This is a genomic window from Nocardioides sp. J9 (genome assembly GCF_007829375.1).
Lineage (GTDB): Bacteria > Actinomycetota > Actinomycetes > Propionibacteriales > Nocardioidaceae > Nocardioides.
Window position 1 is genome coordinate 21,196 of the sequence record NZ_VLJQ01000073.1, and the last position, 11,759, is coordinate 32,954.

General features: G+C 71.4%; 13 protein-coding genes. 9 read left to right on the plus strand and 4 right to left on the minus strand.

The window, feature by feature from the left end:
- Positions 1-4: 4 nt before the first annotated feature.
- Together L615_RS11615 and L615_RS11620 are read right to left on the minus strand one after the other, a co-directional pair.
- Positions 5-826, minus strand: coding sequence for an ABC transporter permease subunit (locus L615_RS11615; protein ID WP_145725159.1), 822 nt, complete (start codon positions 824-826; stop codon positions 5-7).
- Positions 823-1,749, minus strand: coding sequence for an ABC transporter ATP-binding protein (locus L615_RS11620; protein WP_028654233.1), 927 nt, complete (start codon positions 1,747-1,749; stop codon positions 823-825). The genes L615_RS11615 and L615_RS11620 overlap by 4 nt, the downstream gene beginning before the upstream one ends.
- Before the next feature lie 200 nt (positions 1,750-1,949).
- Here L615_RS11620 and L615_RS11625 point away from each other — a divergent pair, with 200 nt between their 5' ends.
- The 6 genes from L615_RS11625 (at position 1,950) to L615_RS11650 (ending at position 5,764) form a co-directional block, all read left to right on the plus strand.
- A complete protein-coding gene (locus tag L615_RS11625) occupies positions 1,950-2,660 on the plus strand; it encodes a hypothetical protein (protein ID WP_198020075.1) in 711 nt (236 codons plus the stop codon).
- Positions 2,660-3,178: an HNH/ENDO VII family nuclease gene (locus tag L615_RS11630; RefSeq protein ID WP_145725160.1), complete on the plus strand. Its 519-nt coding sequence runs from the start codon at positions 2,660-2,662 to the stop codon at positions 3,176-3,178. The genes L615_RS11625 and L615_RS11630 overlap by 1 nt, the downstream gene beginning before the upstream one ends.
- Positions 3,179-3,188: 10 nt before the next feature.
- On the plus strand, positions 3,189-3,767 hold the full coding sequence (locus L615_RS11635) for a suppressor of fused domain protein (protein WP_028654236.1): 579 nt from the start codon (positions 3,189-3,191) through the stop codon (positions 3,765-3,767).
- Positions 3,768-3,812: 45 nt separating this feature from the next.
- Positions 3,813-4,442 carry a hypothetical protein gene (locus L615_RS11640; protein ID WP_028654237.1) on the plus strand — a complete coding sequence of 210 codons (630 nt, stop codon included), beginning with the start codon at positions 3,813-3,815 and terminating at the stop codon, positions 4,440-4,442.
- Positions 4,443-4,737: 295 nt separating this feature from the next.
- Complete coding sequence (locus L615_RS11645; RefSeq protein ID WP_145725161.1) at positions 4,738-5,082, plus strand: hypothetical protein; 345 nt, start codon at positions 4,738-4,740, stop codon at positions 5,080-5,082.
- A 40-nt stretch (positions 5,083-5,122) separates the two neighbouring features.
- On the plus strand, positions 5,123-5,764 hold the full coding sequence (locus L615_RS11650; RefSeq protein ID WP_036516613.1) for a DsbA family oxidoreductase: 642 nt from the start codon (positions 5,123-5,125) through the stop codon (positions 5,762-5,764).
- A 25-nt stretch (positions 5,765-5,789) separates the two neighbouring features.
- On the opposite strand, the gene L615_RS11655 is transcribed toward L615_RS11650, so the two are convergent.
- The gene (locus tag L615_RS11655; RefSeq protein ID WP_028654239.1) at positions 5,790-6,242 is read right to left on the minus strand and encodes a MaoC family dehydratase; all 453 of its coding nucleotides are present in this window, start codon (positions 6,240-6,242) and stop codon (positions 5,790-5,792) included.
- Positions 6,243-6,424: 182 nt separating this feature from the next.
- Here L615_RS11655 and serA point away from each other — a divergent pair, with 182 nt between their 5' ends.
- A complete protein-coding gene (gene serA, locus L615_RS11660) occupies positions 6,425-8,014 on the plus strand; it encodes a phosphoglycerate dehydrogenase (RefSeq protein WP_145725162.1) in 1,590 nt (529 codons plus the stop codon).
- A gap of 233 nt (positions 8,015-8,247) precedes the next feature.
- On the opposite strand, the gene L615_RS11665 is transcribed toward serA, so the two are convergent.
- Complete coding sequence (locus L615_RS11665; protein ID WP_145725163.1) at positions 8,248-9,717, minus strand: PLP-dependent aminotransferase family protein; 1,470 nt, start codon at positions 9,715-9,717, stop codon at positions 8,248-8,250.
- Positions 9,718-9,778: 61 nt separating this feature from the next.
- On the opposite strand from L615_RS11665, the gene L615_RS11670 reads away from it, so the two are divergent.
- A complete protein-coding gene (locus L615_RS11670) occupies positions 9,779-10,480 on the plus strand; it encodes a YitT family protein (protein WP_145725164.1) in 702 nt (233 codons plus the stop codon).
- A 39-nt stretch (positions 10,481-10,519) separates the two neighbouring features.
- Entirely contained in the window at positions 10,520-11,749 is a 1,230-nt protein-coding gene (locus L615_RS11675) for a toxic anion resistance protein (RefSeq protein WP_028654241.1), read from the plus strand.
- Positions 11,750-11,759 lie beyond the last annotated feature (10 nt).

Below are 11,759 nucleotides of genomic sequence, written 5' to 3' on the forward strand. Positions count from 1 at the left end.
CGGCTCACTTCACCTCGGAGCGCAGCACCAGCCGGAGGCCGAGGAGCATCGGCAGGACGACCCAGGCGAGGGACGCGACGCCGAGCTGGGCCCACTCCTCGCCGGTCAGCGTCGAGTCGAAGAGGAGGAAGCGGGTCTGGTTGAGGTCGAACCAGCCGCCGTTGTCGGCCCACCAGTCCTGGGCGACGGCGAGGGCGCTGGACAGGCCGGGCAGCACGAGGGCGAACACGAAGTAGCCGACGATGGCGGCGGGGGAGTTGCGGAACAGCAGCCCCAGCACGACGCCCACGAGCATGCCGAGCTCGTTGGCGAGCACGATCTGGGCGAAGGTCGAGGCCGCGATGTCCCACACCGCGTCGTTGCCGGTGATCGCCGAGGCCACGATGTTGCCGAGCGCGCCGACCCCCAGGGCGACGAGCATGGCCACGGCGCCCACGGCGAGCACGTCGAGCAGCTTGGCCGCGAGCACCCGGGGTCGGCTCGGCACGAGGGTGAAGGTGGTCAGCGCCGTGCGCTGGCTCCACTCGCTGGTCACGGCGAGCACGCCGATCATGGGCAGCACGACCGACATCGGGCTGCCGACGGCGGACGCGAACGACTCGAAGGTGAGCGAGTCGCGGTCGCCGAGCAGGACGGTCAGCGTCGTCGCGACCACCGAGGCGATCACGATGCTGGCCATCAGCCAGAACCCGGAGCGGGTGTCGAACATCTTGCGCAGCTCGACGTGCAGCACGCGGCGGAACGGGGTGGGCGCCGGCGCGGTGCGCGCCGGGCGGGCGGCGGCCATGGGGGCCGCTGCCGGGGTGGGCTCGAGGGTGGCGGTCATGCCGCAGCTCCTTCGGTGGTCGAGGTGTGGTCGGTGGCGTCGCGCTGGGTCTCGGCGGTCAGCGCGAGGAACATCTCCTCCAGGCCTGCGCCGTCGGCGGCCCGGAGCTCGGTGACGGCGATGCCGGCGGTGAACGCAGCCCGCCCGACCCGGGAGAGGTCGGCCTCCGCGAGCACCGCGCCGCCGGAGGTCGGGCGGGCGGCGATCCCGGCGGCCTGCAGGGCCGTCGCCAGCGCGGCGCCGTCGGCGGCCCGCACGAGCGTGCCCGCACCGGCCAGCAGCTCGTCCTTGGTGCCCTGGGCGACGATCCGGCCGTTGCCGATGACGACGATGTCGTCGGCGATGACCTCGATCTCGTGCAGCAGGTGCGACGACAGCAGCACGGTGCCGCCCTCGTCGGCGAACCCGCGGAGCAGGTCCCGCATCCAGCGGATGCCGGCCGGGTCGAGGCCGTTGGCGGGCTCGTCGAGGATGAGCACCTCCGGGTCGCCCATGAGCGCCGTCGCGATGCCGAGGCGCTGCCGCATGCCGAGGGAGTAGTTGCGCACCCGGCGGCTGGCCTCGTCGGGGGTGAGGCTGACCCGCTCGAGCATCTCGTCGACGCGGGTGCGGGGAAGGCCCATGGTCAGGGCGGCGATGGTGAGGACCTCGCGGCCGGTGCGCCCGGCGTGCTGGGCGGAGGCGTCCAGCAGGACGCCGACCTCGCGGCCCGGGTCCGGCAGGTCCCGGAACCGGCGGCCCAGGACGCGGACCTCGCCGCTGCCCGGGTCGGTCAGCCCGACCATGACGCGCATGGTCGTGGACTTGCCGGCGCCGTTCGGGCCGAGGAACCCGGTGACCCGGCCCGGCGCCGCGGTGAACGACACGTTGTCGACGGCGGTGAAGCCGCCGTAGCTCTTGGTGAGTGACTCGACGGTGATCATGGGAAGGAGCCTCGCCCGCCGTGGCCTCCCGCCGCTTCCGGCAGATCCCCGGACCCGTCCCTGACCCGACCCTGAGGGGAGTCGGGGTCGGCCCCGGAGAACGGACCGGGGCGGACGACCGGCACCATGTTTGGTTCCGGTGGGGCGGGACAGGCTGCCGTACGCCGGAAGACGCGACAACCGCGGAGGAGGTGTCGGACGTGGGCATGATGTTGCCTGACGAGCTGGTCTGGATCCTGGACAAGCTGGGGTACGAGTGGCCGGACGTCGACGAGGACGAGGTCCGTCGAGGGGCGACTCTCGTCCGCCAGCTCGGGTCCGACCTCGAGGCCTGTATCCAGGCCGTCGACCGGAAGGTCAACAGCGACCTGGCCGCGTCGATGCGAGGCAAGTCCGGTCCCGCCTACGTCGCCGCCTGGAACACCAACCGTTCGCAGAACCTGCAGCAGCTCCTCGACTTCATGGACCCGGCCGCGACGGGCATGGAGGTCGCGGCAGACCTGGTCGTCGGCCTCAAGGTCAAGGTCATCGCCGAGCTGACCATCACCCTCGCCCAGCTCATCCCGTTGCTGGCCGCTGGCCCCTTCGGCGCCGGCGGCGCGGCCCTGCTCGTCATCGCGAAGAAGAAGCTGATGGATGCGCTGGTCAACATCGCCATCGAGCAGGCGCTCGAGCAGGTCATCCCGATGGTGGCTGAGCCGCTCATGGAGCAACTTCCGGCGGTCATCGACGCGGTCCTCGACGCCCCCATGGTTGAGGGAGTCGTCGGCGACACCGACGAGTACTTCGCCGACCTCGAGGCCCTGGAGCAGGCCTCCTCGGACCTCGAGCTGGCCGGAGCGGACCTCGACTCGATCACGTCCCAGTTCGTCGCCGACTGGGGGAACCTGGACTTCGGAGGGGACGCCTGATGGGCCGGATGAAGCCGGTGGTCAAGGCCCTGCGGGACGCAGGAGACTCGCTCGGGAACCAGGCGCGACGTCTTCGTGGCGTCGCCGACAACCACCGCACCCACCTCGAGACGGGTCGCAGTCGGCGTCTGGACACCGATCGTGACGCTGCCCGCGGCGCAGGTGCTGGAGCGCCCACCCCACGGGAGCGGATCCCCAAGGCCGGCAAGTACAGCCGGCCCTCGGGCTACCGCAAGGGCGTCCGCGACAAGGTGTGGGAGGCCGCGAAGGGGCCCGACGGCGTCGTGAAGGACCCGGTCACCGGTCAGATCATCAAGCAGACCGACAAGTGGGACATGGGCCACCTGCCAGGGATGGAGTTCCGCAAGGCGGCGGACTACGCGGAGGCCCACGGCTGGACGCGCAAGCAGTTCCTCGACTGGCACAACGACCCGTCCCACTACCGGCCGGAGCTGCCTTCCAGCAACCGCAGCCACCGCGGTGAGGACATGTCCGACCTGTTCGGCTTCGGCGGGTAGGGTCCTCGGCATGGCGATCGACGGCAAGACCATCGCGCAGCACGAGGCGCGGGCGTTCGGGGGGAAGCCCAAGGTCTTCCAGTACTGGAACGACGAGGAGACCCACGCGGTCAACCTGCTCTCCTGCGTCGACGGCCCTGAGTCCGGCGTGACGTCCTACGGCACCGTGGACCTCAGCCAGTACGACAACCAGCTCTCCACCCCGGACGGCAAGCCGATCCGGGTGGAGATCCTGGGAGCCTGCGCATCCGGCGTGGAGGCGTTCGCGAACGTCATGTCGACCTGCGCCCTCAACGTCGCGACGGGCGAGTACAGCCTCAGCCCCGGAAACATCCACCCGCGGGTCGTCGAGCTCTACGAGCCCGAGGCCACGATGAAGCACGTCCTGTTCGTGCCGCCGTTCCTGTGGGGCGACGACGCCTTCCCCACCATGGAGGACGACGACATGGCCGTCGCCTTCCTCCAGGCGGTCCCGATCTCCGACGCGGAGTTCGAGCTCGCCCGGTCCGAGGGCGTGGACGCGCTCGAGGACCGACTGGCCGAGGAACAGGTGGACATCCTGGACCTCAACCGTGCATCGGTCGTCTGAGCTGGTCAGTCTCGGTGCGTCATGACCCACTCGGGGGGCTGACGGATGCCTGAGACCGTGGTGGTGCGTTCGGCGGGCGGCGGGCGGGAGCTGCGCACGCGCTGCGTCCCCGAGGTCGCCACCCTGGCCGAGGGGCTTCTCGCGGAGCTCGAGAAGCACGCGGAGCAGTGGCGCGACGGCTACGGGCTCCAGCCCGGCTGGGGGCCGCTCGTGCTGCGTGAGGAGGGCGACGGCTTCGTGGTCACGGCGCCGGACTACGCCGGCAACCCGCGCTCCGAGCTGACCGACGACATCACCCTGGCCATCTGGATGTCGGTGAGCCTGACGGCAGCGCCCAGGGCGGCACGCCTGGAGCCGCGCGACATCGCCTGGGACGACGACGTCATCTGCGCGATCGGCTGGGAGCAGGCCGACCGGCTCCAGCTCTCCAGGATCGAGACGACCACGCCCGGGGACTCGGGGTGGTTCATCGATGCCTTCCCGTCGGTGAAGGAGGGAGAGCTCGAGGCGCACGAGATGGTGCGCCTGCCGGCCTGGCGGATCCTCCAGCTCCGTCGGGCAGCGGCGCGCGCCATGGCGCTGCCGCCGACGGTCAAGGTCGTCGTGGACGGTGACCGGATCCAGGCGATCGTGCGCACCAGCGACGGCGCCGTGCTCAACGAGGCGCCTCTGTGAGCCTGCGGGAGTGGGCCGTCCCGCCGCTGCCCGGGGAGGACCTGGTCGAGCGCGAGGTGACGGTCGGCGGGACCACCGCGAGCATCGCGGCCCACGACCGGTTCGTGGACGCCCTCGACATGGTGGTCGAGCAGGTCGGTGCGCTCGGCGACCTCGCCGAGGGGACCGAGCTCGCCCGGACGTGGGGCGTGATCCGGTTCGAGGAGCGCGACGGCGTGCTGCGAGCGACGACCCAGGACTCGCGGTCCGTGCTGGAGATCGCCTCCAAGCGGGTGACCGACCTGTCGCAGCTGCTGTGGGTCGAGGAGTCCTGGCGGGCTGTGGCTTCGAGGCGGACGTCGACGTCCACTTCCGGCGCACCAAGATCTGGGTCACCCGGCAGATGCTCGACCGGCGCGAGCCCGCGGAGCTGCGGCACGAGGCGGGCAAGGCCGCCTGGTTCCTCGGTGAACAGCCCTTCGACGAGCGTCTCAGCACGAACCTCGCCGGCAGCATGAAGTTCGCCGGCAACGTGTTCGCCTCCCGCCCGGAGGTGATCCCGGCGATGGCCGTCCCGGTCGGCTGGAAGGCCCTCGTCGACCACGACCGCGGCATCTACGAGATCCGCGACGGGGACGACCGGGTCGTCCACGCCGAGTAGCCACGGGAAGCAAACGGCGCGGTCCGCGGTTGGGCCCGGCATGCGCATCGAGATCTGGGCCGACGTCGTGTGTCCGTGGTGCTACATCGGCAAGCGGCGCCTGGAGAAGGCCCTCGCCGGGTTCGAGCACCGCGACGAGGTGGAGGTCGTCTACCGCTCCTTCGAGCTCGACCCGTTCGCCCCGGAGGTGGGCACCGAGACCACGGTGACCGTGCTCGGCCGCAAGTTCGGCGCCGACGAGGCGGCCACCCGGGAGATGATGGCGCGCGCCGACGAGGTCGCCGCCGCCGAGGGCCTGACGATGGCCCACGCCGACGCCCTGCACGCGCGCACGCTCACCGCGCACCGGCTGATCCACCTCGCCCGCACCGAGGGCAGGCAGGCCGCGATGGTGGAGGAGTTGCTGGCGGCGTACTTCACGCGCGGGGAGACGCTCGGCGACCACGACGTGCTGCGCGCGGCAGCGGCCGCGGCCGGCCTCGACGGCGCACGGGTCGAGGAGGTGCTGGCCAGCGACGAGTTCCGCGACGACGTCACGGCGGACGTGAACCAGGCCCGCGCGTACGGCTCGACCGGCGTGCCCTTCTTCGTGCTCGACGGCCGGTTCGGGATCTCCGGAGCCCAGCCCACCGAGCTGTTCAGCCAGGCCCTCGAGCAGGCCTGGTTCTCCCGCGAAGGCTGAGCCCCGGTCGGTCCGGGCGGGAGGGTCAGGGCAGGAGCAGGACGACCGTCTCGGCGACGCAGGCGGGCTTCGCCTCGTCCTCGATCTCGATCGTGTGCTGGAAGGTCAGCTGCTTGCCCGCGGGGATGTCGGCGACCTCGAGCATCTTCACGTGCAGGCGGATCCGCTTGCCGACCAGCAGCGGGTTCGGGAAGCGGACCTTGTTGACGCCGTAGTTGAGCTTCGCGCCCGGGGTCTGCAGGGTGAAGACCTGGCTGCCGAGCCACGGGACGAGGGAGAGGGTCAGGTAGCCGTGCGCGATGGTGCCGCCGAAGGGGCCCTCCTTGGCGCGCTCCAGGTCGACGTGGATCCACTGGTGGTCGCCGGTCGCGTCGGCGAACTGGTTCACCCGTCGCTGGTCGATGGTCACCCAGTCGGTCGTGCCGAGGTCGGTGCCGGCCGCGGCAGCGACCTCCTCGAACGTCGTGAACACCCGCATGACTGACTCCTTCGGCCGTGAGGTTCCGGTGTGCGCCCGACCCTAGTGGGCCTGCCGACCGGCCGGTCGACAGGGCGACCACTCCTTGTTCACAAGTTAGAAACAACCCCCGGCTAGCGGTACTGTGGCGGGCGCGCACAGCGTCGTGCACGTCTACACCCGCACGACCGCAAGGACCCGCTGTGACTGCACGCCCTGTCGTCCTCATCGCCGAAGAGCTCAGCCCCGCGACCGTCGAGGCACTGGGCCCGGACTTCGAGATCCGCACCTGCAACGGCGCGGACCGTGCAGAGCTGCTGGCGGCGATCGTCGACGTCGACGCGATCCTCGTGCGCTCGGCGACCAAGGTCGACGCCGAGGCGCTGGCCGCAGCCACCCGGCTCAAGGTCGTCGCCCGGGCCGGGGTCGGCCTGGACAACGTGGACGTGCGGGCCGCCACCCAGTCCGGCGTCATGGTCGTGAACGCACCGACCTCCAACATCGTCTCGGCCGCCGAGCTCGCCGTGGCCCTCATGCTCGCCGCGGCCCGCCACGTCTCCCCGGCGCACGCCGCGCTGCGCAACGGGGAGTGGAAGCGCTCGAGGTACACCGGCATCGAGCTGTTCGAGAAGACCGTCGGCATCGTCGGCCTCGGTCGCATCGGCGTCCTCGTCGCCCAGCGCCTGGCCGCGTTCGGCATGTCCGTCATCGCCTACGACCCCTACGTCCAGCCCGGCCGCGCGGCCCAGATGGGCGTGCGCCTGGTCGACCTCGACACGCTCATGGCCGAGTCCGACTTCATGTCGGTGCACCTGCCGAAGACGGCCGAGACGGTCGGCCTGATCGGGGCCGAGCAGCTCGCGAAGGCCAAACCGTCCCTGGTGCTGGTCAACGCTGCCCGTGGCGGCATCGTCGACGAGGAGGCGCTCTACGACGCCCTCAAGACCGGCCGCGTCGGTGCCGCCGGCCTCGACGTGTTCGCGCAGGAGCCGTGCACCGACAGCCCGCTCTTCGAGCTCGAGAACGTCGTCGCCACGCCGCACCTGGGCGCGTCCACCGACGAGGCGCAGGAGAAGGCCGGCATCGCGGTCGCGAAGTCGGTCCGCCTCGCCCTGTCCGGAGAGCTCGTGCCGGACGCGGTCAACGTCCAGGGCGGCGTCATCGCCGAGGACGTGCGCCCGGGCATCCCGCTCACCGAGAAGCTCGGCCAGATCTTCACCGGCGTCGCCGGCGAGGTCGCGCAGAGCCTCGACGTCGAGGTCCGCGGCGAGATCGCCGAGCACGACGTCAAGGTGCTCGAGCTCGCCGCCCTCAAGGGCGTCTTCAGCAGCGTCGTCGAGGACCAGGTCTCCTACGTCAACGCTCCGCTGCTGTCGGCCGAGCGCGGCGTCGCCGTACGCCTCGTCACCGAGAGCGACAGCCCCGACCACCGCAACCTGATCACGCTGCGCGGCACCCTCGCCGACGGCACCCAGGTCTCGGTCAGCGGCACCCTGGTCGGCATCCACCAGCGCGAGCGCCTGGTCGAGGTCAACGGCTACGCCATCGACATCGAGCCGACCGACCACCTCGCGTTCTTCACCTACGTCGACCGGCCGGGCATGGTCGGCACCGTCGGCCAGATCCTCGGCCAGGCCAACGTGAACATCGCCGGCATGCAGGTGTCCCGCGAGACCAAGGGCGGCGAGGCGCTGGTCGCCCTCTCCGTGGACTCCGCCATCCCGGCCGAGACCCTCGCCGACATCGAGACCGCGATCGAGGCCACCTCGATCCACGCCGTCGACATCGTCTGACGCCTCCCCTCCATCACGTCGAGACGTCACTTCCGGCGGGTCGAAGCGTCAGAAACGGCATGTCGAGTGGTCACTTGTGGCGCGTTGAGGCGTCACAAAGCGCCGGTTGAGTGGTCACCGCAGCCGGAACTGACCACTCAACCGGCCGGAAGTGACCACTCAACGTGTCACGAGTGACGCCTCGACGGGCCACAGGTGACGCCTCGACGGGCCACAGGTGACGTCTCGACGGGTCAGGCGACGAGGACGGGGTCGGAGCCGGAGGTGGGGGCGGGGGAGCCGCCGCGGCCGGAGTTGACCACGGCCCACGCGGCGGCGATCCGGTCGACCGCCTCGACCAGCTCGGACGTCGCGGCGGCGTAGGGGAGTCGCACGTAGCGGTCCAGCCCGCCCTCGGGGGCGAACGACGGGCCGGGGGCGAGCAGCACCCCGTGCCGCTCGGCCTCGGTCGACAGCGCGGTCGCGCCCGGCACGGGCAGGTGGCACCACAGCGCCATCCCGCCCGCGGGCACGGTGAAGGACCAGTCCGGCAGCCGCTCGCGCAGCGCGCCGACGAGGGCGTCGCGCTGCTCGCGCAGGCGGGCGCGCTGGGTCGCGAGCACGTCGTCGACGGGGCCGGCCAGCAGTCGGGCGAGGACGAGCTGCTCGAGCACCGGCGCACCGAGGTCGAGCCCGACGCGGGCCCGGGTCAGCCGGTCGACGAGGACGTGCGGCGCGCGGATCCAGCCGAGCCGCAGGCCGCCCCACACGCTCTTGCTGGCGCTGCCGACGCAGATCGCGTCCGCGCTGTACGACGCGAAGGGGCGTCGCGCCTCCGCAGCAGGGTCCCCGTCCAGCCGGAGCAGGTGGTGGGCCTCGTCGACGACGGCCGTCGCGTCGTGCTCGGCCAGCAGCCGCGCGTAGGCGGACCGGTCGGCCTCGGACATGACCAGGCCCGTCGGGTTGTGGAAGTCCGGCATCACGTGCACCAGGCGTGGCCGGTGCCGCGCCACCGCGGCGCCGATCTCCTCCAGGTCCCAGCCGGAGGGGTCGAGCGCGATCGTGGCCAGCCGTCCGCCGCCGCTGCGCAGCGCCTGCACGGCGTTGGGATAGGTCGGCGACTCGATCAGGACGCGGTCGCGCGGGCCGGCCAGCGCCGTGCCGATCACGGCCGTGGCGGTCAGTGCCCCGGGCGTGACGATCACCTGGTCGGGGTCGGTCGGCAGGCCGCGGGCGTCGTAGGTCGCGGCGATCGCGGCCTGGAGGGCGGGCATGCCGGCCGGGAAGTACCCGTGGCCGCCGAGGTGCGCCGGCAGCTCGGCGGCCGCCTCGGCGTACAGCCCGCCGATCCCGGGCGGCGCCGTCGCGGCCGCGCAGACGAGGTCGATCACGCCGCTGCCGACGTCGCTGGGCCACAGCGCCCGGTCCAGCGCGCGGGTGCGTCCGCCCGGGAGCCGGGTGAAGGTGCCCGAGCCCTGCCGTGCCTCGGCGTAGGCGGAGTCGCGCAGGCGGGCGTAGGCGCGGGTGACGGTCGTGCGGGAGACGCCGAGTGCCTCGGTCAGGTCGCGCTCGCTGGGCAGCCGGGTGCCGTAGGCGATCCGGCCGTCGCCGATCAGCTCCCGCAGCGCGTCGGCGAGGCCGACGTAGGCGGGGGAGCGGTCGAAGCCCTCGACCAAGGTGGCGAGGCGGGTCGCGGACAGCGTCGCCGGAGTGGACTGCACCATGCAGTCCAGTAGATCACGATTGGCTATTTGGGAACAGGCCAATCAGCGGCAGGCTGAGGGCATGTCCAGCGCCGTCCCGCTCACCGCCTCGCTCACCGACGCAGGCCCGATCGCGCAGCTCCGCGCCGGCCGCCTCCCGCGGCGGCTCGTGCACCTCTACCTCGGCCTGTGGCTGTACGGCGTCAGCCTCGCCCTCATGGTGCTCGGCGACATCGGGCTGGCCCCGTGGGACGTGCTGCACTCCGGCTTCATCCAGCACGTGCCGATCACGCTGGGCCAGGCCGTGGTGCTCTTCAGCTTCGTGGTGCTCGTGCTCTGGATCCCGCTGCGCGAGAAGCCCGGCCTGGGGACGATCTCGAACGCCTTCGTCGTGGGGCTGTCCGCGGACGCCACGCTCGCGGTGCTCGACGCGCCCGCAGGGCTCGCGCCCCGGATCGTGCTGATGGTCGGCGGCATCGTGCTGTGCGGCCTGGCGACCGCGCTCTACATCGGGGCGCAGCTCGGCCGCGGCCCACGGGACGGGCTGATGACCGGCCTGGCCCGGCGTACCGGCCTGTCGTTGCGGCTCGTGCGCACCGGCATCGAGGTGAGCGTCGTGGTGGTCGGGCTGGTGCTCGGCGGGACCCTCGGGCTCGGCACGGTGGCCTACGCCCTGCTGATCGGTCCGATCGCGCAGTGGATGATGCCGTGGTTCCTCATCGACCTGCCGCCCGCCGACGCGGTCGGTGGCATCCCTGAACCCGACCCTGAACTTCTGCGCTGACCCTGCATGAAGGTCGGGTGGGCTGGATAGGCTCGGGGCATGACCACCGACGGTTCCCAGGCAGCAGCTCCCGAGCCCAGCCCGCTCGCACCCCCCGAGCCCGCGATCACCCTGACGGCGCCCGAGCCGGTCGCGCCGGTCGTGGAGACCCAGGCCCCGAAGATGGCACCGCAGGTCGAGCCGGGCATGGTCCCCGAGCTCGACGCGAAGGTCGACAACTTCCTGAGCTCGCTGACCTCGACGAAGGCCGGCAGCCCCGAGTTCGCGGCGCAGGCCGAGAACGTCCGCACGATGGGCGACGCCGACATCCGCAAGGCGGCCGAGACCTCGAACCGGATGCTCGACAAGCCGGTGACCGCCCTGCGCTCCGGTGGGCTCGCCGAGGGCTCGACCGTCGGCAAGACGCTGCTCGACCTGCGCCGCACCGTCGAGGACCTCGACCCGGCGCAGGCGACGGGTGCGAAGAAGTGGTGGAACAAGCTGCCCTTCAACGACAAGATCGAGGACTACTTCCGCAAGTACCAGTCGGCGCAGACGCAGCTCAACGGCATCCTGCACTCGCTGCGCAGCGGGCAGGACGAGCTGCAGAAGGACAACGTCGCGCTCAACCTGGAGAAGACGAACCTCTGGTCGGTCATGGGCCGGCTCAACCAGTACATCTACGTCGCGGAGAAGCTGGACGCGAAGCTGTCGGCGAAGATCGCCGAGCTCGAGCTCAGCGACCCGGAGACCGCCAAGACGCTGTCGCAGGACGTGCTCTTCTACGTCCGGCAGAAGCACCAGGACCTGCTGACCCAGCTGGCGGTGTCGATCCAGGCCTACCTGGCCATCGACATCATCATCAAGAACAACATCGAGCTCATCAAGGGCGTCGACCGTGCGACCACGACGACGATCTCCGCCCTGCGCACCGCCGTCATCGTCGCCCAGGCGCTGAGCAACCAGAAGCTGGTCCTCGACCAGATCACGGCCCTCAACACCACGACGTCGGCGATGATCCAGCGGACCTCGGAGATGCTCAAGGACAACTCCGCGCGCATCCAGGAGCAGGCCGCGTCCTCGACCATCGGCATCGAGCAGCTGCAGGCCGCGTTCGCCAACATCTACGCGACCATGGACTCCATCGACGAGTTCAAGCTCAAGGCCCTCGACAACATGTCGACGACCATCGGCGTGCTCGAGCACGAGGTCCAGAAGTCCAAGGCGTACCTCGACCGGGTCCAGCAGCACGACGCGCGCAACGCCGCCGGCACGCTGGACATCGGCTGACCAGGCCCCG